This is a genomic window from [Micrococcus luteus] ATCC 49442, assembly GCF_010367585.1.
In the GTDB taxonomy this organism is placed as follows: Bacteria; Actinomycetota; Actinomycetes; order Actinomycetales; family Micrococcaceae; genus Arthrobacter; species Arthrobacter luteus_A.
In genome coordinates this window covers 1578282-1602941 of the sequence record NZ_JAAAXP010000001.1, presented here as the reverse complement: position 1 = coordinate 1602941, position 24660 = coordinate 1578282, and the positions used below count along the sequence as shown (strand labels likewise).

The 24660-nt window shown below is 62.4% G+C and carries 15 protein-coding genes, 3 rRNA genes and 1 pseudogene; 14 read left to right on the top strand and 5 right to left on the bottom strand.

What is annotated here, in order from left to right; all coding sequences use genetic code 11:
• The first annotated feature begins 161 nt into the window (after positions 1–161).
• A complete protein-coding gene (locus tag GUV69_RS07210; RefSeq protein WP_164201008.1) occupies positions 162–698 on the top strand; it encodes a pyridoxine/pyridoxamine 5'-phosphate oxidase in 537 nt (178 codons plus the stop codon).
• Between the two features lie 25 nt (positions 699–723).
• Entirely contained in the window at positions 724–1467 is a 744-nt protein-coding gene (locus tag GUV69_RS07205) for a maleylpyruvate isomerase family mycothiol-dependent enzyme (protein WP_164201005.1), read from the top strand.
• Positions 1468–1469: 2 nt separating this feature from the next.
• Here GUV69_RS07205 and GUV69_RS07200 read toward each other — a convergent pair whose 3' ends face one another.
• Both GUV69_RS07200 and GUV69_RS07195 read right to left on the bottom strand, forming a co-directional pair.
• A complete protein-coding gene (locus GUV69_RS07200) occupies positions 1470–1991 on the bottom strand; it encodes a methylated-DNA--[protein]-cysteine S-methyltransferase (protein WP_164201003.1) in 522 nt (173 codons plus the stop codon).
• Positions 1988–3535: a DNA-3-methyladenine glycosylase 2 family protein gene (locus GUV69_RS07195; protein WP_164201001.1), complete on the bottom strand. Its 1548-nt coding sequence runs from the start codon at positions 3533–3535 to the stop codon at positions 1988–1990. Before GUV69_RS07195 ends, GUV69_RS07200 begins: the two co-directional genes overlap by 4 nt.
• Before the next feature lie 78 nt (positions 3536–3613).
• Here GUV69_RS07195 and GUV69_RS07190 point away from each other — a divergent pair, with 78 nt between their 5' ends.
• From GUV69_RS07190 to rrf, 6 genes are all read left to right on the top strand, one after another.
• Positions 3614–4303 (top strand): DNA-3-methyladenine glycosylase, encoded by a 690-nt coding sequence (locus GUV69_RS07190; RefSeq protein ID WP_164200999.1) that lies wholly within the window; start codon positions 3614–3616, stop codon positions 4301–4303.
• Between the two features lie 85 nt (positions 4304–4388).
• The gene (locus tag GUV69_RS07185) at positions 4389–6617 is read left to right on the top strand and encodes a HelD family protein (protein WP_164200997.1); all 2229 of its coding nucleotides are present in this window, start codon (positions 4389–4391) and stop codon (positions 6615–6617) included.
• Positions 6618–6698: 81 nt separating this feature from the next.
• On the top strand, positions 6699–8012 hold the full coding sequence (tyrS, locus tag GUV69_RS07180; protein ID WP_164200995.1) for a tyrosine--tRNA ligase: 1314 nt from the start codon (positions 6699–6701) through the stop codon (positions 8010–8012).
• Positions 8013–8519: 507 nt separating this feature from the next.
• Positions 8520–10043 (top strand): 16S ribosomal RNA (locus tag GUV69_RS07175).
• Positions 10044–10564: 521 nt separating this feature from the next.
• A 23S ribosomal RNA gene (locus GUV69_RS07170) occupies positions 10565–13703 on the top strand.
• A gap of 236 nt (positions 13704–13939) precedes the next feature.
• A 5S ribosomal RNA gene (gene rrf / locus GUV69_RS07165) occupies positions 13940–14056 on the top strand.
• Together the 16S, 23S and 5S rRNA genes form the textbook arrangement of a ribosomal RNA operon.
• A gap of 258 nt (positions 14057–14314) precedes the next feature.
• On the opposite strand, the pseudogene GUV69_RS23515 reads toward rrf, so the two are convergent.
• Together GUV69_RS23515 and GUV69_RS07155 are read right to left on the bottom strand one after the other, a co-directional pair.
• A pseudogene (locus tag GUV69_RS23515) lies at positions 14315–14543 on the bottom strand (dihydrofolate reductase); the annotation flags it as partial.
• 150 nt (positions 14544–14693) lie between these two features.
• The gene (locus GUV69_RS07155) at positions 14694–15950 is read right to left on the bottom strand and encodes a D-arabinono-1,4-lactone oxidase (protein WP_164200993.1); all 1257 of its coding nucleotides are present in this window, start codon (positions 15948–15950) and stop codon (positions 14694–14696) included.
• 149 nt (positions 15951–16099) lie between these two features.
• Between GUV69_RS07155 and GUV69_RS07150 the strand changes: the two genes are divergently transcribed.
• A complete protein-coding gene (locus tag GUV69_RS07150; RefSeq protein WP_164200991.1) occupies positions 16100–17455 on the top strand; it encodes a glycoside hydrolase family 27 protein in 1356 nt (451 codons plus the stop codon).
• Between the two features lie 48 nt (positions 17456–17503).
• Here GUV69_RS07150 and GUV69_RS07145 read toward each other — a convergent pair whose 3' ends face one another.
• Positions 17504–18919: a glycoside hydrolase family 43 protein gene (locus GUV69_RS07145; RefSeq protein ID WP_164200989.1), complete on the bottom strand. Its 1416-nt coding sequence runs from the start codon at positions 18917–18919 to the stop codon at positions 17504–17506.
• Positions 18920–19265: 346 nt separating this feature from the next.
• On the opposite strand from GUV69_RS07145, the gene GUV69_RS07140 reads away from it, so the two are divergent.
• The 5 genes from GUV69_RS07140 (at position 19266) to GUV69_RS07120 (ending at position 24641) form a co-directional block, all read left to right on the top strand.
• A complete protein-coding gene (locus tag GUV69_RS07140; RefSeq protein WP_164200987.1) occupies positions 19266–20597 on the top strand; it encodes an ABC transporter substrate-binding protein in 1332 nt (443 codons plus the stop codon).
• Between the two features lie 114 nt (positions 20598–20711).
• Positions 20712–21617, top strand: a complete 906-nt coding sequence (locus GUV69_RS07135) for a carbohydrate ABC transporter permease (RefSeq protein ID WP_164200985.1) — start codon at positions 20712–20714, stop codon at positions 21615–21617.
• 11 nt (positions 21618–21628) lie between these two features.
• A complete protein-coding gene (locus tag GUV69_RS07130) occupies positions 21629–22576 on the top strand; it encodes a carbohydrate ABC transporter permease (protein ID WP_164200983.1) in 948 nt (315 codons plus the stop codon).
• A 2-nt stretch (positions 22577–22578) separates the two neighbouring features.
• Positions 22579–23913: an arabinan endo-1,5-alpha-L-arabinosidase gene (locus GUV69_RS07125; protein WP_244292644.1), complete on the top strand. Its 1335-nt coding sequence runs from the start codon at positions 22579–22581 to the stop codon at positions 23911–23913.
• Positions 23910–24641, top strand: coding sequence for a YesL family protein (locus GUV69_RS07120; RefSeq protein ID WP_164200980.1), 732 nt, complete (start codon positions 23910–23912; stop codon positions 24639–24641). Before GUV69_RS07125 ends, GUV69_RS07120 begins: the two co-directional genes overlap by 4 nt.
• The last annotated feature ends 19 nt before the right edge of the window (positions 24642–24660 follow it).

Below are 24660 nucleotides of genomic sequence, written 5' to 3'. Positions count from 1 at the left end.
CGAGCTTGCGAGGCTAGGGTGCCGGTGGGGACTTAATGTGGGTTTTTGGCCAACGCTCTCTCACTTTCTTCAAGGAAGTGAGAGAGCGTTGCCGAATTTCCTGCGTTAAGTGAGAGAGCGTTGTGCGTTAAGCCGCCGCCTGCCCCCGCTACCATTGCGGCATGAGTGACGCCTTCCGCAGCCACCTGCGTGCCCTCCCGGACTTCCCTGAAAACCTCCCTGACTTCGACCCCGCCAAGGCCCCTGCCGATCCGGTGGCGCTGTTCAAACTGTGGCTGCAGGAAGCGCTGGCTGCAGGCGTGCTGCAACCGCACGCCTGCAGCCTGGCCACGGCCGACGGAAACGGACAGCCGTCCGCCAGGATGCTGATCCTGAAGGACATCGACGACGACGGCTGGCACTTCGCCACGTCCCGCACCTCACGGAAGGGCCGGGAACTCACGGTCAACCCGAGCGCGGCCCTCAACTTTTACTGGCCCGGGCAGGGCCGCCAGGTCCGGGTTGCCGGCCCGGTGGTTGAGCTCTCGGACGAGGCGTCGGCGGCAGACTGGGATGCCCGGCCCGCAGCGGACGGCAGCCACAATCCGGACTGGCAGCTCTACGCGGTCCGGCCAACGGAACTTGAGTTCTGGCAGGCACGCCACGACCGGCGGCACATCCGGCACCGCTTCGGCCCGGACGGCATCCCGCTGGGCTGAGAGTTTGACGGTTAGGATGGGCGCCATGACCGCTCCTGCACCGGATGCCCTGCTCGCCGAACTGCACAAAGCCGCCCACGTCGTGGCCGCCACCGCCGCGAAATTCACCGATGAGGACATCAAGGCGCCATCAGCGCTTCCGGGCTGGACCAGGGGGCACGTCCTGGCGCATCTCGAAGGCATATCCAATGCCATGGCACGGCAACTGGAATATGCGGCCCGCGGTGAAACCGTTGAACTGTACGACGGCGGCCAGGACGGACGGAATAAGGCGATCGGGATGGCCGCAGGCCACAGTGCAGACGCCCACCGCGACGATCTGGCGGCGGGCTTGGACCGCGCCCTGGGGGCTTTTGATTCGCTGGCGGGAGACACAACCCGCTGGCAGGCGCGCATCGCCTATCGCGGGGGAGTGGTGCTCGACGGCGGGCTCGCGCTGTGGCGTGAACTCGTCATCCATACTGCCGACTTGGATGCCGGATACGGTCCGGAGACCTGGAGCCGGCAATTCTGCGAGCACCTCTTCGACTTCCTGGCGGCCCGGATAGCGCCGGGCGACAAACTGGTGGTGCAGCCCCTCGCACTTCCGCCCGTAACCCTCGGCAACGGCGGCCGCTCCACCGTCATCAGCGGCATGATCACTGACATCGCGGCGTGGCTGGCCGGCCGCGAACCGTCACTCGGCAGCCTCCGGGCATCGGCCGCTGCGGATGGCGTGGACCTGCCGGAACTGTTGCCTTGGCCTGCCGGGACGCCCGAAGCGAAGTAGGGTCACACCGCTTCGCGGGCCAGCAGGCCTTCTTTGGCCTCCCGCGCCAGCAGGCTCTCCTTCACTGCCATCCCCCACCGGAAACCGCCCAAAGAGCCGTCGGTGCGGATCACGCGGTGGCACGGCACAAACAACGCCGCGGCATTGAAGGCGCAGGCGCTGGCCGCTGCCCTGACCGCCTTGGGATTGCCGGACAGGTCAGCGTACTCGGTGTACGTCACCGGCGCCCCGGGACGCACCGTCCTCAGCACATCCCAGGCATGGGACCTGAACGGCCCCGACTTCTGCAGCACGGGGACCGCCATGGCGGGCGCCGGGTCTCCGGCGTAGAAAGCCTCCACGGCTTGTGAGATCGTGCCCAAATCGGTCACGGCCTCTACCTCGGCCGGGCGAAGATCCGGATGGATCTGCCCGGTCAGTTCGCCCAGCTCGGCGGTCCAGCCGGAAGCCAGGACGACGCCGTCCCGGGCGAGGATGGTGAAGGGACCGTCCGGAGTGGACATCGTCAACAGCTGGGCTTTCATGGGATCGCTTTCTCTGGAACGTTGTGTTCACGAACAACGTTGGGTTCACGAACAAGGGTTTTCGACGGCGCCGCGGCGCGCCACAGGTGCATGGTGGCATAGGACCGCCACGGGCTGACTTCCCGGAAATCCGGAGCAGGGCTGCCGGGCCCCGGCATGCCGTCTCCGGGCCCGGCGGCGTCCAAGGCAAGGGCACGGATACCGTTCCGGACCGCGGCGTCGTTGGCCAAAAAGACGTCCGGGGCGCCGAGCACACGCATGGCAACGTACCCCACCGTCCAGGGACCAACACCGGGCAGCGGAAGAAGTTTGGCCTCGAGCCCGGGCAGGTCGTCGCCGTAGCCGAAGTCCAGCTGGCCACCGGCAAGGGCCGACGCGGCGGAACGAATGGAGTCAATCCGCCGTTGCGGACCGCGCAACAGCGAGTACCCTGAGTCCGCGATCTCGGCTGCAGTCGGAAACAGCCGGTCGAGCCCGTCGCCGGGCACCAGGCTGGGGCTGCCGGCAGCGGTCAGCTGCGTCAGCGCCGTCCGGGCCGCGGCCACCGTGATTTGCTGCCCGATCATGGCCCTGATGAGGAGCTCCTGCGGATCCACGGCCCCGGGCATCCTCATCCCCGGAACGCGTGCCACGGCGGCGGCCAGCCGGGGGTCGGCAGCCAGGGCGTTGTCAATCGCGACGGGATCGGCGTCGAGGTCGAAAAGCCGCCGCACCCTGCTCAGCAGGGCGGGCAGGTCGCGCAGGTCCACCGCGCCGATGGTGAGGGTCAGCGGCCGTCCCGGCGCGCCGCCGTCGTAATTCACGCTGAAGCGGGCATCGCCGTGCGGGAGCCGCAGTGTACGGGCGTACGACGCCGGTGTCCCCGCCTCGATCCCGGGGATGGCGCGGACTGCGAGGAAGGAAAATATGCCGGGATCGAACGGTTCGCGGTACGGCAGGCTTAGCGTCAGAGACGTCGCGGCGACGGGCGCCGTTCCGGGACGGTGGTGCCGGGCGGTTGCCCGCAGCGCGGTCGGTGTCATGGCGAAGACCTCCACCATGGTGTCGTTGAACTGCCGGACGCTGCTGAAGCCGGACGCGAAGGCGATGTCTGCCAGCTTCATGGCCGTGGACACCAGCAACGTGCGGGCGGTCTGGGCGCGGCTGGCCCGGGCCAGGGACAGCGGGCCCGCGCCCAGTTCGTGGCTGAGGATCCGGTTCAGCTGGCGCGCTGAATAGCCCAGCCGTGCGGCCAGACCCTCCACCCCGTCCCGGTTGATCACGCCGTCGTTGATCAGGCGCATGGCCCGGCCCGCGATGTCCTGCCTGACGTTCCAGGCCGGTGTTCCGGGGACCGCATCGGGGAGGCAGCGCTTGCAGGCCCGGTAGCCGGCGTCGTGCGCTGCGGCGGAGGTTTCGTAGAACGTGACGTTGGCTGCTTTGGGGGTCCGGGCCGGGCAGGACGGACGGCAGTAGATGCCGGTGGTGCGGACAGCGGTGTAGAACTGCCCGTCGAAACGGGTGTCCCGCGCGTCGATCGCACGGTAGCGCTGCCAGAAGTCCATCCCCCTATCCTGCCAGCCGCAGGCCAGGCCTGCTAGCGGAAAACGGACATCGCCGTGCGCGTTCGGTAGAGTCGGTGCATGACCGTCAGCAGCAGTCCCACCGGGCCGGAGCAGGCGCCGGAACAGCTCCGCGAGTTCCTGTCCGGTGATGCGCGGAGGATAGCTCCGCTGCTGCTGGGGTCCGTTCTCCGCCACAGCAGCCACGAGGGGACGGTGGCCATCCGGATCACCGAGCTGGAGGCCTATATGGGCCCCGGCGACTCGCTGCACCCGGATCCCGGGTCCCACACGTTCCGCGGCCCCACGCCACGCAACGCCCCCATGTTCGGGCCCGCAGGGCACCTCTATGTCTACTTCACGTACGGGATGCACTACTGCGCCAACCTTGTCTGCGGCCCGGCGGGCGCGGCATCCGCCGTCCTGCTGCGGGCCGGCGAGGTGGTAGAGGGGCAGCACCTCGCACTTGTTCGGCGGCCGACGTCGAAATCACCAGTCGACCTTGCGAGCGGTCCCGCGCGTCTCGCCACAGCCCTGGCCCTCACGACTGCGGACAGCGGACGCGACGCACTGGCGGAGCCCTTCGAACTGCAGCTCCCGGCGGTTCCGGCGCCCGTCTACAGTTCCGGACCCAGGGTGGGCGTGGCCGGCGACGGCGGTTCCACCGATTATCCGTGGCGTTTCTGGCTGCCGGGGGATCCCACCGTGTCGCGCTATAAGGCCGCGAAGGTCCGGCAGGCGAAGACCGGCGCAAATATGAACATTGAATGACATCGGAGGTAGCGGGACTGGCGGGCACGTTAACCGAAATGGTTGTAGAATGGTAGGTCTGTCTTTTGCGATAGGGGAACGTTTAATGCTCGACGCCGATTTGGCCCACGAACGCGATTATGTTGCCGGCTTGTATGCACGGCTGGAAGAGCTTCGTGATGAAAAGCGCAAGCAGCTGGCGCAGGTCCGCCGGGCCGGTGCCGTGGGCACCATGCAGAATGTTTCCGAGCGTGACGCCTTCGCCGCGCTCTATGAGGACCGCCTGGCCCAACTGGATGCTGTGGATGACCGGCTGGTTTTCGGCCGCCTGGACCTGGATTCCGGCGAGGCCCAGTACATCGGACGCATCGGCCTGACCACCGATGACCTGCAGCGACTCATGGTGGACTGGCGCGCGCCCGAAGCCGGCCACTTCTATCAGGCAACGGCATTTGACCGGCAGGGCGTCCGGCGCCGCCGCCATCTCATCCTCCAGGGCCGCGAAGTCAAGGCCATTGAGGACGACGTCCTTGACGCGGACATGCTGGCGGACGACGCGTCGCTCCAGGGCGAAGGAGCGTTGCTCGCCGCCCTGGACTCCAAGCGCACCGGCCGGATGTCGGACATTGTCGGAACCATCCAGTCTGAGCAGGACCGCATCATCAGGTCCTCCATCTCCGGCGCCCTGGTGGTGCAGGGCGGTCCCGGCACCGGCAAAACCGCCGTCGCACTGCACCGTGCCGCCTACCTGCTTTACACGCACCGGGAACGGCTGAAGACTGCAGGCGTGCTGCTGGTGGGGCCGTCGTCGTCGTTTATGAAGTACATCGAACGTGTCCTTCCGTCCCTCGGTGAGACCGGCGTGGTCATGGCCAGCGTCGGCCGGCTCATGCCGGGCATCCACGCCGTCCCGGAGCCGGAAGCGGACGTCGCCGCCATCAAAGGACGGCTGGACATGGCGAAGGTTGTGGCCAACGCCGTGGCGAACCGGCAGCGCATCCCGGCCGAGGACCGCATTCTGGAGGTGGACGGCCGCAAGCTGGTCTTGACACCCCGGCAGGTAAGCCGCGCCCGCGAACGGGCCCGGTCCACCGGCAAGCCCCACAACGAGGCACGCCTGACGTTCGTCAAGATCCTGCTCCGCGAGCTGACGGAACAGATGACGGAACTGGTGGAGGCCGGGAGCATCGGCAACAATGCCGACCGTTCCTACCTTGCGGAGGACGTCCGGACAGCCCGCGACGTACGGATCGCGCTGAACCTTTGCTGGATGCCCATGACACCGGAGAAGCTGATCACCGAACTCCTGAGCAAGCCCGCGGTGCTGGCAGCCTGCACACCGCACCTGAGCCTGGACGAGCAGAAGCTGCTTCTGCGCCCGGCTGATGCTCCGTGGACGGAGGCGGATGTACCGCTGTTGGACGAGGCAGCCGAGCTTCTGGGCGAACTCGATCCTGCGGCGAACCGCGGCCTGGCCCAGCAGGAGCATGACCGTGCCCGTGACCTCGCCAATGCCAAGCAGACGCTGGTGAACATGGAACACATGGGCGTGGACGTCATGATGACTGCGGAGGAACTGGCCGACCAGAACCAGGAGCGCGAAAACCGGCAGACCGCCGCCGAGCGTGCCACAACCGACCGCACATGGGCTTTCGGGCACATCGTGGTGGATGAGGCTCAGGAACTCTCGCCGATGCAGTGGCGCCTCCTGGTCCGGCGTTGCCCGCTGAAGTCCTTCACGATCGTGGGGGACATTGCCCAGACGAGTTCCGTCGCTGGAGCCAACTCCTGGCACGGTGCTTTGGCGCCCATGTTCGGTGACCGCTGGCAGTTGGAGGAGCTGACGGTCAACTACCGGACGCCGTCCCAGATTGCCGAGGCAGCCGCCCGCATGGCCAACGCCGCCGGGCTTGTTGTGTCTGCGCCGAAGGCCGTCAGAGAGGGGCGCTGGTCGCCGATTATTGACAAGGTCGATTCCGGACAGGTGGTAAACCGCCTCGTGGAGGTGCTCCCCAATGAACTGGACGCGCTCGACGGCGGTCTGCTCGCCGTTATCGCCGACGGGGACCTTCTCCCGGCGGCAACCTCAGCCCTCCGCGCCGTTTACGGCCGGCGCATCGGCAACGGCGCGGGCAGTTACGAACAGGACATCGTGGTCATCAGTCCGCGTGAGGCCAAGGGTCTCGAGTTCGACGGTGTTGTGGTGCTGGAACCGTCCGAGATGCTCAACCACAAGCACGGCCGGGTGGGTGACCTGTACGTGGCCATGACCCGGCCTACCCAGCGTCTGCGGCTGATCGCCGCAAAAGGTATTCCCGCAGGAATAGAACGCTGAGCCCACCCGCTTTTGCCCTTCTAACGCCCGGTGCCGTCCATGACGGCGCCGGGCGTCGTCGATCCTGCTAACTTAGAAGTCGTGTCAGAACTCAACGATCTTGAATCCCAGCAGAACGACCCCACCTTCGCCAATATTTGGCAGGAGCTGAAGTGGCGCGGCCTGGTCCACGTCTCCACCGATGAAGCGGAGCTGGAAAAGCTCCTCGCCGGTGAGCCGGTCACCTATTACTGCGGGTTCGATCCCACGGCACCGAGCCTGCACCTGGGCAACCTGGTACAACTCCTGGTGATGCGCCGCCTGCAGTTGGCCGGCCACAAGCCGTTGGGGCTCGTTGGTGGGTCCACCGGGCTGATCGGTGACCCGCGGCCTACTGCCGAGCGCACACTGAACACCAAAGACACCGTCAACGAGTGGGTGGGCTACCTTCAGGCCCAGGTCTGCCGCTTCCTGAGTTTCGACGGCGCCAACGCGGCACGCATGGTGAACAACCTGGACTGGACCGCGCCCCTGAGCGCCATTGATTTCCTGCGCGAGATCGGCAAGCACTACCGGGTGGGCACGATGCTCCGCAAGGATGCCGTGGCGTCCCGCCTGAGCTCCGACGAGGGCATCAGCTACACGGAGTTCAGTTACCAGATCCTGCAGGGCATGGATTACCTGCAGCTCTTCCGCGATTACGGCTGCATGCTGCAGACCGGTGGTTCCGACCAGTGGGGCAACCTCACCAGCGGCACCGAATTGATCCGTAAGGTGGAGGGCAAGACTGTCCACGCCCTGGGCACACCGCTGATCACCAACTCCGACGGAACCAAGTTCGGCAAGAGTGAAGGCAACGCGATCTGGCTGGACGCCGGTATGTGCAGCCCCTACGCCTTCTACCAGTTCTGGCTCAACACCGCCGACGCAGACGTGGTGGACAGGCTGAAGGTCTTTACATTCCTGAACCGCGCCGCGATCGAAGCGCTTGCCGCGTCCGTGGCTGAGCGTCCGTTCGCGCGTGAAGGCCAGCGGAAGCTCGCGTTCGAGGTCACCTCGCTGGTGCATGGGGTTGAAGCAACGGAGAAGGTCATCGCCGCCTCGGCTGCCCTCTTCGGCAACGGTGACCTGTCTGCCCTCGACAGGCCGACTCTCGAAGCCGCAACGTCAGAGCTGCCGTCCGCCCGGATCCAGGTGGACGGGCTCGGCATTGTTGATTTGCTGGTGGCTTCGGGCCTGTCAGACAGTAAGTCTGCCGCCCGGCGAACCGTCAGCGAAGGCGGTGCCTATGTGAACAACGAGAAGGTGTCCGATCCGGAAGCTGTCATCTCCGAAGATGAACTGCTGCACGGGCAGTACCTGCTGTTGCGCCGGGGCAAAAAGAACCTTGCGACGGTGGAGGTCCTGGTCCCGTAGACCGTTTCCACGTCAAAAGCACGCTCCGCCGCAGCTGATTTGCACGGCCGCGGGGGAGCGTGTATTGTTTTCTGAGTCGCCGCCGCTGAGTGGCGACAAACCCCCTTCAAAAAGAAGCGATTCATCATGTGCAAGGCACAAAGATGATGGAAAGCTTCTTATTCTGCTGGGCGGATTCAGCTTATTGAGTGAATATCCGGAAAATAACCGGGATTTGCAAAGTAAACTTGAATGAACTAAAGTATAAACATCGCAGCGAAGAAAAACGAAACAAAAGAATTCATTTTACTGAATTGTTTCGGGAAGTATTCGAAATGTGTCTGTTGTTTGAGAACTCAATAGTGTGCCAAGTTTGTTGATACCAATTTATTGTATTGAATTGGTTGAATTTGCCGGGTCATGCCGCCCCTGTGGTGTGGTCTGGTTTTTACAGCTGGTTTCAAATTTTGCAGTGCGGTTGCCGCGTTATTTCCGTGGTTTCTGTGTTGTGTTCGTTTTTGTTTTACTTCAACGGAGAGTTTGATCCTGGCTCAGGATGAACGCTGGCGGCGTGCTTAACACATGCAAGTCGAACGATGAACCTCACTTGTGGGGGGATTAGTGGCGAACGGGTGAGTAACACGTGAGTAACCTGCCCTTGACTCTGGGATAAGCCTGGGAAACTGGGTCTAATACCGGATATGACTCCTCATCGCATGGTGGGGGGTGGAAAGCTTTTTGTGGTTTTGGATGGACTCGCGGCCTATCAGCTTGTTGGTGAGGTAATGGCTCACCAAGGCGACGACGGGTAGCCGGCCTGAGAGGGTGACCGGCCACACTGGGACTGAGACACGGCCCAGACTCCTACGGGAGGCAGCAGTGGGGAATATTGCACAATGGGCGAAAGCCTGATGCAGCGACGCCGCGTGAGGGATGACGGCCTTCGGGTTGTAAACCTCTTTCAGTAGGGAAGAAGCGAAAGTGACGGTACCTGCAGAAGAAGCGCCGGCTAACTACGTGCCAGCAGCCGCGGTAATACGTAGGGCGCAAGCGTTATCCGGAATTATTGGGCGTAAAGAGCTCGTAGGCGGTTTGTCGCGTCTGCCGTGAAAGTCCGGGGCTCAACTCCGGATCTGCGGTGGGTACGGGCAGACTAGAGTGATGTAGGGGAGACTGGAATTCCTGGTGTAGCGGTGAAATGCGCAGATATCAGGAGGAACACCGATGGCGAAGGCAGGTCTCTGGGCATTAACTGACGCTGAGGAGCGAAAGCATGGGGAGCGAACAGGATTAGATACCCTGGTAGTCCATGCCGTAAACGTTGGGCACTAGGTGTGGGGGACATTCCACGTTTTCCGCGCCGTAGCTAACGCATTAAGTGCCCCGCCTGGGGAGTACGGCCGCAAGGCTAAAACTCAAAGGAATTGACGGGGGCCCGCACAAGCGGCGGAGCATGCGGATTAATTCGATGCAACGCGAAGAACCTTACCAAGGCTTGACATGGACTGGAAATACCTGGAAACAGGTGCCCCGCTTGCGGTCGGTTCACAGGTGGTGCATGGTTGTCGTCAGCTCGTGTCGTGAGATGTTGGGTTAAGTCCCGCAACGAGCGCAACCCTCGTTCTATGTTGCCAGCGCGTTATGGCGGGGACTCATAGGAGACTGCCGGGGTCAACTCGGAGGAAGGTGGGGACGACGTCAAATCATCATGCCCCTTATGTCTTGGGCTTCACGCATGCTACAATGGCCGGTACAAAGGGTTGCGATACTGTGAGGTGGAGCTAATCCCAAAAAGCCGGTCTCAGTTCGGATTGGGGTCTGCAACTCGACCCCATGAAGTCGGAGTCGCTAGTAATCGCAGATCAGCAACGCTGCGGTGAATACGTTCCCGGGCCTTGTACACACCGCCCGTCAAGTCACGAAAGTTGGTAACACCCGAAGCCGGTGGCCTAACCCCTTACGGGGAGGGAGCTGTCGAAGGTGGGACTGGCGATTGGGACTAAGTCGTAACAAGGTAGCCGTACCGGAAGGTGCGGCTGGATCACCTCCTTTCTAAGGAGCACCTACAGTCACCGTGCCTCACGTTATGTGAGTGTGGCGGGGTTGTCAGGAGTATATGCCCGTTGCGCAGACGTAAGTTCTGCGGCGGGTGCTCACGGGTGGAATATCAACAAATAGCGGCCGCGTGTTTCTTCTTCTTGCCTAGTACGGATGGTGTCTTCGGATTCCTGTCCTGGAACGGTGCGGGAGTGGGGGCGGGTGGTTTAGTGTTTGGCACACTGTTGGGTCCTGAGGCAACAGGGCCGGGGAGGGATGCGTCGTGGCTTACGGGTTGTGATGTGTTGTGTTCCTGGTACTTGTTTGTTTCTGGTTTCCTGGCTGCACCGATCGCGCATGTTGTGTGTGTGGGGTGTGTGGTTTGGGGTTGTTGTTTGAGAACTACATAGTGGACGCGAGCATCTTTTATAAGAAGCAATTTCCAAGAATATGAACCTGGATCTGTTGTTCTGTCTTTCGGGATGGAGTGATGGTTTTCATGGTTCTCTCGTGAAGTAGTTTTTTTGATCTTTTGTGGTCAAGTTTTTAAGAGCACACGGTGGATGCCTTGGCATTAGGAGCCGAAGAAGGACGTAGGAATCTGCGATAAGCCTGGGGGAGTCGATAACCGGACTGTGATCCCAGGGTGTCCGAATGGGGAAACCCCGCCAGGGGAGCGATCTGCCTGGTGACCCGCATCTGAACACATAGGGTGCGTGGAGGGAACGCGGGGAAGTGAAACATCTCAGTACCCGCAGGAAGAGAAAACAATAGTGATTCCGTTAGTAGTGGCGAGCGAACGCGGATCAGGCTAAACCGTTCCATGTGTGATAGCCGGCGGGCGTTGCATGGTCGGGGTTGTGGGACTTTCCATACTGTCTCTGCCGGGACAGTGGGGGGTGATGTGCAGGCATAGGTGAACGGTCTTGAAAGGCCGGCCAGAGAGGGTGTGAGCCCCGTAACCGAAATGTTTTGTGCCGCCTGGAGAGTATCCCAAGTAGCACGGGGCCCGAGAAATCCCGTGCGAATCTGTCAGGACCACCTGATAAGCCTAAATACTCCCTAATGACCGATAGCGGACCAGTACCGTGAGGGAAAGGTGAAAAGTACCCCGGGAGGGGAGTGAAACAGTACCTGAAACCGTGTGCTTACAATCCGTCGGAGCCAGTCTGATTCTGGTGACGGCGTGCCTTTTGAAGAATGAGCCTGCGAGTTAGTGTTACGTCGCGAGGTTAACCCGTGTGGGGAAGCCGTAGCGAAAGCGAGTCTGAATAGGGCGTTGCAGTGGCGTGATCTAGACCCGAAGCGAAGTGATCTACCCATGGCCAGGTTGAAGCGACGGTAAGACGTCGTGGAGGACCGAACCCACTTCAGTTGAAAATGGAGGGGATGAGCTGTGGGTAGGGGTGAAAGGCCAATCAAACTTCGTGATAGCTGGTTCTCCCCGAAATGCATTTAGGTGCAGCGTTGCGTGTTTCTTGCTGGAGGTAGAGCTACTGGATGGCTAATGGGCCCTACAAGGTTACTGACGTCAGCCAAACTCCGAATGCCGGTAAGTGAGAGCGCAGCAGTGAGACTGTGGGGGATAAGCTTCATAGTCGAGAGGGAAACAGCCCAGACCACCAACTAAGGCCCCTAAGCGTGTGCTAAGTGGGAAAGGATGTGGAGTTGCGAAGACAACCAGGAGGTTGGCTTAGAAGCAGCCATCCTTAAAAGAGTGCGTAATAGCTCACTGGTCAAGTGATTCCGCGCCGACAATGTAGCGGGGCTCAAGTACACCGCCGAAGTTGTGGATTTCAAATAATAGCCAAGCCGCTCCCTTGTGGGGTTGGTTCAGGCGTTTGGAGTGGTAGGGGAGCGTCGTGTGGGCAGTGAAGTCGCGGTGTAAACCAGCGGTGGAGCCTACACGAGTGAGAATGCAGGCATGAGTAGCGAAAGACGGGTGAGAAACCCGTCCGCCGAATGATCAAGGGTTCCAGGGTCAAGCTAATCTGCCCTGGGTAAGTCGGGACCTAAGGCGAGGCCGACAGGCGTAGTCGATGGACAACGGGTTGATATTCCCGTACCGGCGAAAAACCGTCCATGTTGAACAGGGGATACTAACCGCCCGAAGCCTGCCTGACCGCCCTTGTGGTGGAAGGGTTTTGGTGGAGCGCGGGACCTGATCCTGGGAGGCAAGCGTATTAACAGGTGTGACGCAGGAAGGTAGCCAAGCCGGGCGATGGTTGTCCCGGTCTAAGGATGTAGGGCGAACGGTAGGCAAATCCGCTGTTCATGATGCCTGAGATCTGATGGGACCCCCGTGAGGGGGGATTTGGTGATCCTATGCTGCCGAGAAAAGCATCGACGCGAGGTTTTAGCCGCCCGTACCCCAAACCGACACAGGTGATCAGGTAGAGAATACTAAGGCGATCGAGAGAATTATGGTTAAGGAACTCGGCAAAATGCCCCCGTAACTTCGGGAGAAGGGGGGCCCCAACCTTGAACACCACACGCTGGTGGGAGGGGATCGGGGCCGCAGAGACCAGGGGGAAGCGACTGTTTACTAAAAACACAGGTCCGTGCGAAGTCGCAAGACGATGTATACGGACTGACTCCTGCCCGGTGCTGGAAGGTTAAGAGGACCGGTTAGCCCTTACGGGCGAAGCTGAGAATTTAAGCCCCAGTAAACGGCGGTGGTAACTATAACCATCCTAAGGTAGCGAAATTCCTTGTCGGGTAAGTTCCGACCTGCACGAATGGAGTAACGACTTCCCCGCTGTCTCAACCATAAACTCGGCGAAATTGCAGTACGAGTAAAGATGCTCGTTACGCGCAGCAGGACGGAAAGACCCCGAGACCTTTACTATAGTTTGGTATTGGTGTTCGGAGTGGCTTGTGTAGGATAGGTGGGAGACGTTGAAGCCCGGACGCCAGTTCGGGTGGAGTCATCGTTGAAATACCACTCTGGTCACTTTGGACATCTAACTTCGGCCCGTAATCCGGGTCAGGGACAGTGCCTGATGGGTAGTTTAACTGGGGCGGTTGCCTCCTAAAAAGTAACGGAGGCGCCCAAAGGTTCCCTCAGCCTGGTTGGCAATCAGGTGTCGAGTGTAAGTGCACAAGGGAGCTTGACTGTGAGAGAGACATCTCGAGCAGGGACGAAAGTCGGGACTAGTGATCCGGCGGTACATTGTGGAATGGCCGTCGCTCAACGGATAAAAGGTACCTCGGGGATAACAGGCTGATCTTGCCCAAGAGTCCATATCGACGGCATGGTTTGGCACCTCGATGTCGGCTCGTCGCATCCTGGGGCTGGAGTAGGTCCCAAGGGTTGGGCTGTTCGCCCATTAAAGCGGTACGCGAGCTGGGTTTAGAACGTCGTGAGACAGTTCGGTCCCTATCCGCTGCGCGCGCAGGAAATTTGAGAAGGGCTGTCCTTAGTACGAGAGGACCGGGACGGACGAACCTCTGGTGTGTCAGTTGTACTGCCAAGTGCACCGCTGATTAGCTACGTTCGGATGGGATAACCGCTGAAAGCATCTAAGCGGGAAGCTCGCTTCGAGATGAGATTTCCATACACCTTGTGTGTGAGAGGCCCCCAGCCAGACCACTGGGTTGATAGGCCGGATGTGGAAGCGAGGACTAACGACTCGTGAAGCTGACCGGTACTAATAGGCCGATAACTTACACCACACACTCTCCTCGTGAACGGATTCAAAAGACGTTCACACCCATGGGGAGAGTACAAAGATAACAAGACTGCTTGCGTCCACTATGTGGTTCCCAAACAACAAACCAATTTGTTGCAGGGAACAAAAAACACAACACAATAATCAACACCACACCTGCCATCACCGGCAGGAAGCATGTTGTAACCACAGATTTCCCACCCCACACGGCCCTAGGCCCGAAGGGTGCGGAGCAAGGGTTACGGCGGTCATAGCGTGGGGGAAACGCCCGGTCCCATTCCGAACCCGGAAGCTAAGACCCACAGCGCCGATGGTACTGCACCCGGGAGGGTGTGGGAGAGTAGGTCACCGCCGGAACACCATTAGGTCGAGACCCCCCAACACACACGTGTCGGGGGGTCTCCCACATTTAACGGTCCAGAGCCTCCAGACACACCCTGGAGGCTCTCCCGCTTCAACCACCCCACCAAAAACCGGCTAAACCAAGCCCACCCGCAAACCCTCTCTCACTTAACGCTGTAAAACCCGGAACGCTCTCTCACTTAACGCGGGAAAACACGTCGAACACGCGTGGAATCCTGGCGTACCCGCGCAGATCAGTTTGCGGCGGACCTGTTAGCGCAGGTTGATCGCCCGTTTCCACTGAAGCACCATGTCAGGGGTCCTCCAACAGTGGCTGCGCGTGAACCGACCCGAAGTAGCGCTTACCGGATCCGAACACGACAGGTGCGGCGTCCATGCGCACCTCGTCGGCCAGACCCGCGGCAAGCTCCTGGCCACCGCCGTCTCCAGGAGCGATCTCGACGATGCGGTCACCCGCGAGCACGACGCATTCCAGAAGCGCCACAAACCCGGTGATATCACGGCGACACCGCGTCCTTCATGACGAACCTTGAGAGAGCGTCTGCCCAAACCCCACATCAAGTGAGAGAGCGTCCGCCGAAAACCCACATTAAGTGAGAGAGCGTCCCACTAAGCGGGAGCGCCGGGCCGGCTAACGCAGGCTGGCCGCGCGCACGCCGAGGATGTTGTTAAGCAGTGCGTTCCGGAACTTACCATCCGGATCGTGCATGTCTGCCAGAGCCCGGAAATCGGCGAACCTCGGGTACAGAGCCTCCCAGTCGTGAGTGGACGGCGTGAACAGTTTTCCCCAGTGCGGCCTTGCCCCGAAGGGCCGCAGCAGCTCCTCCAGTTCCGGGAGGACAGCTTCGACGTCGGCCTGAAGCGGCTTCCAGGTGAAGTGCAGTGCCACGCTTTGCTGCCGGTAGAAGGGGCTGAGCCAGAACTCGTCGGCTGCCCCGGTGCGGATTTCGGCGACGAACAGCAGCGGGGCCAGCGTGTCCGCGATGCTGCGGACGGCCTGGATGGCTGCGGGTCCGTGCTCCAGGGGCAGGATGTACTCGCTCTGTAGTTCCTCGCCGTTGCTGGGAGTGAATTCGTGGCGGAAATGAGGCAGCCGGTCCAGCCACGGACCGGGTTCGTCCAATTGCGCCGTGCAGTTCTCCCCGGACATGCCGGGCAGGGGATGCCTTGGCTGCGTGGCCGGCGTTGCGCCGAACAGCTCGGTCTGGACTGGTTGGGAGTCGAGGGCCTTGAGCCAGACCTGGCTGATGGCGTCTCCCGCGTAATCAGTGAAGAGGCTGACGCTGTACGCGCTTGATACCAGGGCCGGGAAGTCGGCCAGAGCCAGCTCCCACGGCACGTTTTCCAGGACCCGCTGCCGCATCGTGAAGCTTGGCCGGACAGCGAGTTCAAGGCCTGTGACAATGCCAAGGGCGCCGAGGCCCACCACGCTGCCCAGGAACTCATCCCCGTCTCCTCGGGAGAGGGACACCTGCTCGCCCGAGGGCCGGACCAACTCAATGCGTTCGACGGCGCCGGCCAGGGAGGGGTTATCCACGCCCGAGCCGTGCGTTCCGGTCTGAACGGCGCCAGCCACCGAGATGTGCGGAAGCGAAGCGAGGTTATGGATCGCGAAGCCGTCCTTGTCCAGCGTGCGGCACAGTGCCCCGTAGCTGACGCCTCCGCTGACCCGGACGATCCGCCGGTCTGAATCGAGCTCGATCTCCTGGGGCAGGGAGTCCATAAGTATGTGCATGCCGTCCGTGTCGCCTACACGGTTGAACGAGTGCCGGGAGCCGAGGGCCTTCACGCGGCCCGAGCCGACCACCAGTTCGGCAAGCCCGGCCACTGAGGTTGGATGGCGGACGTCGGTGGCCGAGTATTCGAGGTTTCCTGCCCAGTTCTTCATCGGTTCTGCTTTCCATGGCGCCTTTTGCTTCCTCTACTGTGAGCGCTAACACTCGCAGTGTCAAGGCGCATCCGACCCGGGTTGCGGGGTGCTGCCCGCGGCCAAAGCCGAGGTTGCCGTCAGGATTTTTATCGTTGTAAATTTACGCAATGACACTCGCACCGACACCACCAATGGGCTGGAACAGCTGGGACTGCTATGGGACTACGGTCACCGAGGGGGAGGTGCTTGCCAATGCTGCGTTTATGGCCGAGCACCTGCTCCCTTATGGCTGGGACACGGTGGTGGTGGACATCCAGTGGTACGAACCCGCTGCGCGGGCGGGCGGCTACAACGACGGCGCGGCATTGCAACTGGACGCGTTCGGGCGGCAACTGCCCGCCGTCAACCGGTTCCCGTCCGCTCGGGACGGCATGGGATTCAGGCCGCTGGCAGACAGGATTCATGGCATGGGGCTGAAGTTCGGCCTGCATGTCATGCGCGGAATTCCACGGCAGGCCGTCCGGAACAGGCTACCGGTGGAGGGCACAGGTTTTACCGCCGATCAGATTGCCGACGAATCGTCCGCCTGTGACTGGAACACTGACAACTACGGCCTGAACCACCAGCATCCCGGCGCCCAGTCCTATTACGATTCACAACTGCGTCTCTTCGCCGAATGGGGCGTGGATTTCGTCAAGGCCGACGACATGCTGGGACCCTACTACGCTGCTGAAATTGCCGCATATCAGCGGGCAATTCAGCGTTCCGGGCGGGAGATGGTCCTGAGCCTCTCGCCGGGCCGCGCACTATCGCTGGCGAACCTTGAGCATCTCCGCGGCAATGCGCACATGTGGCGCGTTTCAGATGACCTGTGGGATGTCTGGGAAGACGTGGAGGCGCAGTTCGCCCGGATGGCCCGCTGGGCGCCCCATCAGCAAGGGGGTTCCTGGGCCGACGCCGACATGCTCCCCGTGGGCCGAATCGCCCTGCGCGCCGAACGCGGCGCTGAACGGCTGAGCAGGCTGACCCTGGACGAACAGCAGACCATGATGACGCTTTGGTGCATTGCCCGGTCGCCGCTCATGCTGGGCTGCGACCTTCCGTCCTCGCCGCCGGAAACACTTCAACTCCTGACCAACCGCGACCTCCTTGACGTCCTCAATGCGAGCCGCAACAACCGTGAACTCCTGCGCGACGGGGACCTGGTGGTGTGGGCGGCGGAAAGCACGACGTCGGCTGACCGTTACGTGGCGGTGTTCAACACCGGGATGGCCGACTTGGTCCGGATACTTCCGGCGGGGGACCTCGCCCTGCCGTCCGAACCCTCTCAAGGTCACATCGGCGGGGACACCCCGTGGGTGGTGCGGGAGGCCTGGAGTGGTGAGTGTGCCGTGCTGGTCCTGCAGCACGGCACACCTGCTTTGGACATCAAGCTTTCCGGCCACGGCGCGCAGCTCTACAGGTTCAGCCAAGCCTGGGCTGAGGGCGCTGGCGTTGGGCGGCCGGCCGTGCCGCCGCTGTAGTGGTTGCCCCTGGAGGACGGCGCCGACGCCGGCCTTCAGGGGCAACAGTCACTTGACGGATAGTCCGACGGCGGCAGTGGTCACCTTGCCGTGCGCGTTCCTGAATACTGCGCGGACCTGCACTCCGTCCTGTTCGGGATCGGCCGTGAACTCCAGCGTGGAGCGGTAGGTGCCCTCGTCCGTCCGCCGGGTGTCAGACTGGGTGCCGGCGGGTTGCCAGATGGTGCCGCCGTCGGACGATGTTTCCCAAACTGCAACCGGTCCGGGCGTTCCCGTGGCGGTGGCACTGAAGGTAGCTTTCCTGCCTGCCTTCACGGCCGTGGCCTTGGGCTGCTTCTGCACCGCGGGCAGTTCCACCGTCTGGTCAAAGGCCGGCCAGCCGTCCACCCAGTTGATCCTCTGCAGGCCAAGCGTGGGGAAGTAGGGAATCTCCTCATTGGAAGCGTCGTAGTAGTGGAACGCCAGGTAATCGCCAAAGACGGACTGGCCGCCGGGTCCGGTGATCGCGCCGTGCGAATCGAGGACCACCGACCCGCCGCCGCCGAACATGTCCCGGCCGTCCTTGTCCAGGTACGGGCCCTTCACCGAGGCGGAACGTCCCACCGCCACCTTGTAGGTGGAGTCACCGCCGCGGCAGCAGGAGTCGAACGAGACAAACAGGTAGTAGTAGCCGTCGTGTTCGGTGATGTACGGGGCCTCGATGGGGTTGCCGGCCATAAACCGGTCTGCAATATTCACTGTTTGGGACTGCCAGTCGGCCACGGGTTTCCCGGTAGGCCATTCGATGGGGACCAGGAAGATCCCGTACCAGAACGATCCGATCGCCATGTAGGGAGTGCCGTCGGCATCCTCGATGATTCCGGCGTCGATCGCGTTGAACGTTTTGCCCGGGTTATTGGGATCCAGGCCCGTGGCCGGCGAGGACACCACCAAGCCTTGATCCACCCACTCATATTCCGGATCGGTGGGATCCAGGGTGGTGTTGGTGGCCAGTGCTGTCAAAGAGTTGCTGCCGCCAAAGCGCGACGCCGAGTAATACAGATAGTAGGTTCCGTCATGTTCGGTGATTTCCGGCGCCCAGAGATTCCCGGGGAGTTCGCCGTCGGAGAAATGCTCATCGATCCAAGCGGGGATTTCCTCCCAGACGGTGCCCGTGTACTCCCATGTGGTTCCTTCATCATGCGATGACCACACCTGGATGGTGCCGCCGTTTTCCCGGTTCACGAGGCCGGTGGAGTACACGTACCAAGTGCCGTCGTCGGCGATGATCAGGGCGGGATCGTGAATGGGAGAGGTATCACCCACAACAGATTTGCCGCCTGGAAGGTCCGCGGGCAGCGTCCTCCGGACGGCCGGGGCATTAAAAGCCGTTGCAGCGGTGCCCTCCGTCGCTGCCTGGACCGGAGCTGAAGCCGCGGCCGGAGGCAGCGCAAGAGCTGACAGGGTGAGGCCGGTGATCGCCATCAGACCTGATGCGAGCACAGCAAAAGAACGTGACTTCGTTATCACGGGGTCCTTTCAGAAGGGTTTGGGGAGGGCTGGGGAGTTAGCAGGACGCACAAACAGCCAAGCGTGTTTGCAACGTTGTAAGGAAAAATATGGCACGGGTGGCCGCGGCGGTCAAGGGAGTGGGCGGAGGTCGAAAACAAATCGGCCTCGACCCTTGACGGCATCCGTCCAGTTGTGTGAAAGTTTCTTACAACGTTGCAAACGAACCGCCACGAATGCGGGTCCGCAACAGCGGACGGCGAGGCGAACCCTGCACCTGCCAATAAACTTGACCCTCAACCCAACCCGGAAGGACTGCGTGATGATGAAGTCACGTCCCATGGCCGCTACCCTGGCGCTCTTTACCGCCGCCGGCCTCATGCTTGGCGGATGTTCCGCCCCCACCGGTGGGGACACCGGCGAAAAGAAGCTGACCTTTATGTTCCGCGGCGGTGAGGACGAGAAGAAGGCCTACGAAAAAGCCGTGGAGCAGTTTGAAGCAGAAAACGGCGTGGACGTGGACATCATCGTCACCACCGCCGACCAGTACGCCACCAAGCTGAAGGCCGCCATTGCCGGCAAGCAGGTTCCGGACGTGTTCTACATCGGCCCCGGCGACGTCCAGGCCTATGTGCAGAACGGCATCGTCAAGGACATCACCGAATACGTGGAGGGCTCCGAAACGATCGACCTGGACAACATCTGGGAATACGGTGTGGACAGCTACCGCTTCGACGGAAAGCGCGTGGGCGAAGGTTCCATCTACGCCCTGCCCAAGGACGTGGGACCGTTCTCTTTCGGCTACAACAAGACCATGCTGGAAAAGGCAGGAATCCCACTGCCGGACAAGGACAAGCCCTACACCTTCGACGAATTTGTTGCTGCAGCCAAGAAGCTCACAGCCGACACCAACGGTGACGGCACGCTGGACCAGTGGGGCACCGGCCTTAACGTCCAGTGGAACCTGCAGCCGTTCGTTTGGTCCAACGGCGCTGACTGGCTCAACGAGGACCGCACCAAGGTCACCGTGGACACCCCGGAGTTCGCCGAATCCCTCCAGTGGTTCGCCGACCTGCAGAACGTCCACGGTGTGACGCCCTCCGTGGCCGAAGCCCAGACCCTCGACACTTACCAGCGCTGGATGAAGGGCGAGATCGGCTTCTTCCCCATCGCCCCCTGGGACCTGTCCACCTACCAGAAGCTGGGCTTCGACTGGGATGTGATCCCCTACCCGGCGGGCGAATCCGGTACGAGCGCAAGCTGGATCGGCACGCTCGGCATCGCCGTCTCCGAAAACACCAAACACCCGGAGGACGCCGTCAAACTCGTCGAATTCCTGACCGCCAACAAGGAAGCCCAGCAGAGCCTGGTTGACGCCGGGATCCAAATTCCCAACCTGAAGGACATGGCGGAGACCTGGGCCGCTGACACCACCACCAAACCGGCCAACAAGGCCGAGTTCCTGGAGATCGTCAAGGACTACGGCCGCGCCCTCCCCGGCGGCAACACCTTCAACGCCGAGTGGTACGACGAACTGTTCACCAATATCCAGCCCGTGCTGGACGGCAAGCAGACCGCCGCGGACTACCTGAAGGAAGCACAGCCCAGGATGCAGGAATTCCTGGACGCCGCCAACCAGCAGGCCGGCAACTAGCCCAACAGGCCAGGTGCCGCGGCTGTGCCGGAGTACGGCCGCGGCACTTCATCCACCCCGTCTTTCCCTGTGCCGTTTCCGGCACCACCATCACGAATCAAAGAGGATCCAGCGATGACAACCATCACGCGCCCGCGACGCTCGCGGCTTCACCGGAAGGAACACCAGGCCGCGCTGCTCTTTGTTGCCATACCGGTGATCGGGTTCCTCCTCTTCACGCTTTTCCCCCTGCTGTTTTCCGTCTATGCGTCCTTCACCAACTGGAACGGCATCTCCGCGCCGGTATTCAAAGGCCTGGACAACTACACCAGGATGTTCGGCGACCGCTACTTCCTGAAGTCGCTGTGGAACACACTGTTCATGATGATCGGCATCCCCGTCGGCCTGGTCATCTCGCTCGCTCTGGCGCTGGCGATGAACCGCAAGATGCGCGGCACCACATTCTTCCGCACCGTCTACTACCTTCCCGTGATCTCTTCCATCGCCGCCGTCGCCATCCTGTGGCAGTGGGCGTTCAACGGCGATTTTGGCCTGATCAACCAGGGCCTGGGCCTGATCGGCATTGACGGCCCCAACTGGCTGCAGGACACGGCCACCGTGAAACCGGCACTGATCATTATGGCCGTCTGGAAAGGCCTCGGGTATTCCATGCTGCTGTACCTGGCCGCGCTGCAGTCCGTGCCGCGGTACCTGTACGAGGCGGCCGCCCTGGACGGGGCCACGGCGTGGCAGCAGTTCCGCCACATCACCATCCCGATGGTCCGTCCGGTGACGTTCTTCCTCATCGTCACCAGCATCATCGGCGGTTCGCAGATCTTCGTGGAGATCAACATCATGACCCCCACAGGCGGCCCGGAGTTCGAGTCGGCGTCCATCGTCTGGTACATCTGGCAAAAAGCGTTCGACAACCTCCAGATGGGCTACGCCTCCGCAATGTCCGTGGTCCTGGGACTGCTGGTGTTCATCATTACCTTCATCCAGTTCCGGCTCAACCGCCGCAACCAGTTTTCGATCGATTGAGGCAGGCAGCCATGTCCGCACAGAACGTCATCACCACCCCTCCATTGGAACCCACCGAAGCAATCCCCGCCACTGGCGGACGGGGCCGGACGGGCGGTCCGGGCAGGGACGGCCAGCGCTCGGCAAAGTCGTCATTGAAGCTGGGCAACATCATTACCACCCTCATCCTGTCGGTGGGCGCCGTCATCATGATTGCCCCGCTGGCCTGGACCTTCTCCACGTCCCTGAAGACCAAGGACGGCGTGTTCGAACTGCCCCCGCAGTGGATTCCGGACCCGTTCGTCTGGGAAAACTACGCCCGGATCTGGACCGCCGGACCGCTGATGACAGGCATCCAGAACAGCCTGATCGTGGCCTGTTCGGTGACGATCATCGGCTCGCTCACCTCGGCGCTGGCAGCCTTTGCCTTCGCCAAGATGCGGATGCCGTTCAAGAACGTCCTGTTCCTGGGGCTGTTGTCAGGCCTGATGATCCCGTTCCCCACGCTGATGATTCCGCAGTTCACCATCTTCGCCAGCATCGGCTGGGTGGACACCCTCCTGCCGCTGATCGTGCCGGGACTCTTCGGCAACATCATCATGATCTTCTTCCTGCGCCAGTTCCTGAACAGCGTCCCGGACTCCATCGTGGAAGCTGCCAGGATCGACGGTGCATCCTACCTGCAGATCTTCTGGACCCTGATCATGCCCGCCATCCGGCCGGCACTCGCGGCCCAGTTCATCCTCTGGTTCATGGCGGTGTGGAACGACTACCTGGCCCCCATCATCTACCTGAACTCTCCCGGCACCCAGACACTGCAGCTGGTCATCGCAAACTTCAACGCCCAGTACGCCATCCAGACCGACTACCCGCTGATCATGGCTGCCTCGTTCGTCGCGCTGCTTCCCGTGCTGATCGTCTTCATCGTCTTCCAGCGCCAGATCATCGAATCCATCGCCCTCTCCGGGTCCAAGGGCTAAACATGACAACCGCAGACATCACCAGCGCTGATCCCGGCACAGACCCGTCCACCTGGGGTGCCAGGCACGCCCATGACCCCACCGTGGTCCGCGACGATGACGGTACGTACTACATGTTTTCCACCGACTCTGTCGCCAACTCGGACATCATTCCGGCGGGGGTGCACATCCGCATGTCCAAGGACCTGGTCGAGTGGACCTATGCCGGAACGGCATTGGACGGCGTCCCGGGACCGGCAGCTGATTGGTCGGGAGCGAAGGGACTGTGGGCGCCGGAAGTGGTGCGCCGGGAGTCCGGGGACTGGCACATGTACTACTCCGCCTCCACCTTCGGCTCCAACACGTCGGCCATCGGGCTTGCGGTGGCACCGTCACCGGCGGGACCGTGGCACGACCGCGGCCTCGTGGTGGCCACCCGGTCGGGGCAACATTCCCAGAACGCCATCGATGCAGCCGTGACGTTTGACGCGGACGGCGCGCCCTGGCTGACGTACGGGTCGTTCTTCTCGGGCATTTACATCCTGCCGCTGGACCGGATGTCCGGGCTGCCGCTGGTGGAGGGGGACCTCGGGGCAGTCATCGCACGCCGGCCGAAGTCCGTGGAAGGCGCGGTGGAGGGTGCGTTTATCCTCCGCCGGCCCGAGGACGGACGGTACGTCCTCTTCGCCTCCTACGATTCGCTTTTCAGCACGTACAACGTGCGGGTGGCCGTGGCGGACGAAATCACCGGCCCGTACCGGGACTTCCGCGGGCTGGCGATGACGGATCTGGACGCAACGCCTGCGTCGGTAGGCATCAAGGTGCTGGGCAGCTACCAGTTCGACGGCGGCACCGGCTGGCTTGCGCCGGGTCACAACTCGGTCCTCACGCAGGACGGGCCGGACGGAAAAGCCGAACACTTCATGGTCCACCACGTCCGGTTCGCCACCGATCCCACCGAGCATGAGGTGCAGCTCCGGCGCCTGTTTTTCACCGCCGCCGGCTGGCCCGTGGTCTCGCCGCAGCCGTTTGCCGGCCGGGAGTCCGAGGCGTTGCCGTCGCCGGAGCCCGTGTCCGGAACATGGCAGGTGCTGCGGTTCGATCCGGAGTCCACGGCACTCGTCCCGGCCACGGCAGCAGAGCTCGCGGCCGAGGTTCCCTTGATGTCCGACGGGACGCCGGTGCATGCCCGGTTGCGCTTCGCCGGCCCGCAGGACGGGGCGGCTGGAGAAGCCGTTGAGCTGGACGCCGTCGTCTTTGGTTCGTGGGACTGGGTCCGCAGCCGCCCTGCCTTGTCGTTCAGTGGAATCGACCAGCACGGGGTGGCCTGGAGCGGAACGAAGGGAGGGATCCTGTGAACGACGATCCGCCGGGCTGGGCAGGGCGTGTGATGCAATGGCTTGGTTTCGCCTCCCGGCTGGTGCTGGTCAACGTGTTGTTTGTGGCCGGCACCCTGGCCGGACTGGTGCTGTTTGGCCTGTTCCCGGCTGCAGTAGCAGCCACCACCATCCTGGCGCGCCTGCGGCTTGGCGGTGCCGGTGATAACAGTGCCGGTGAAAACAGCGCCGGCGACCACGTGGTCCGGGACTTCATCAGGGGTTACCGCGCGCAGTTCCGGCACACAAACCGGGTGGGCGGCATTTTCTGGCTGGCCGCCGTCGTGCTTCTCCTGAACGTCCTGACCGTGCTGGTTCCATCGGGGGCAGATCTGTCCTCACCGGTCCCCGCCGTGCTGCTGGTGCTGGCGGCGGTTGCCGGCCTCGGAACCCTGGCCGCGGCCGCGGTTGCCGTTTCCCTGTGCAGCCGCTACCGCGACTCCGTCAACAGCGTGTGGAGAACAGCGTTTGCCCTGCCCCTTGTGTCACCCCTGATGGGCCTGTCCGTGCTGGCCACCCTGGTTGCCGCCGTCGTCATTTTTGCCGCCATGCCGGTCCTGGTGCCGCTGGTGGGCGCGTCTCTGCCGCTGCTGCTGTCCGGTTGGGTGGTGGACCGCCGGCTGGCTGGCCTCGAAGCATCGCAGGCAGGTGGCGCCGCCGCGCCAACACCACCAGAGGCTGCACGGCACACCGAGCCGGCCGCCGCCTAAGAAGCCCCTATTTTTCTGA

Excerpts from the sequence above, each read along its gene's own strand:
- GUV69_RS07210 (WP_164201008.1), top strand. The coding sequence starts at position 162 with ATGAGTGACGCCTTCCGCAGCCACCTGCGTGCCCTCCCGGACTTCCCT.
- GUV69_RS07130 (WP_164200983.1), top strand. The coding sequence starts at position 21,629 with ATGTCCGCACAGAACGTCATCACCACCCCTCCATTGGAACCCACCGAA.
- GUV69_RS07195 (WP_164201001.1), bottom strand. The coding sequence starts at position 3,535 with ATGGACTTCTGGCAGCGCTACCGTGCGATCGACGCGCGGGACACCCGT.
- GUV69_RS07140 (WP_164200987.1), top strand. The coding sequence starts at position 19,266 with ATGATGAAGTCACGTCCCATGGCCGCTACCCTGGCGCTCTTTACCGCC.
- GUV69_RS07150 (WP_164200991.1), top strand. The coding sequence starts at position 16,100 with ATGACACTCGCACCGACACCACCAATGGGCTGGAACAGCTGGGACTGC.
- GUV69_RS07205 (WP_164201005.1), top strand. The coding sequence starts at position 724 with ATGACCGCTCCTGCACCGGATGCCCTGCTCGCCGAACTGCACAAAGCC.
- GUV69_RS07125 (WP_244292644.1), top strand. The coding sequence starts at position 22,579 with ATGACAACCGCAGACATCACCAGCGCTGATCCCGGCACAGACCCGTCC.
- GUV69_RS07155 (WP_164200993.1), bottom strand. The coding sequence starts at position 15,950 with ATGAAGAACTGGGCAGGAAACCTCGAATACTCGGCCACCGACGTCCGC.
- GUV69_RS07200 (WP_164201003.1), bottom strand. The coding sequence starts at position 1,991 with ATGAAAGCCCAGCTGTTGACGATGTCCACTCCGGACGGTCCCTTCACC.
- GUV69_RS07185 (WP_164200997.1), top strand. The coding sequence starts at position 4,389 with ATGCTCGACGCCGATTTGGCCCACGAACGCGATTATGTTGCCGGCTTG.
- GUV69_RS07135 (WP_164200985.1), top strand. The coding sequence starts at position 20,712 with ATGACAACCATCACGCGCCCGCGACGCTCGCGGCTTCACCGGAAGGAA.
- GUV69_RS07145 (WP_164200989.1), bottom strand. The coding sequence starts at position 18,919 with ATGGCGATCACCGGCCTCACCCTGTCAGCTCTTGCGCTGCCTCCGGCC.
- GUV69_RS07190 (WP_164200999.1), top strand. The coding sequence starts at position 3,614 with ATGACCGTCAGCAGCAGTCCCACCGGGCCGGAGCAGGCGCCGGAACAG.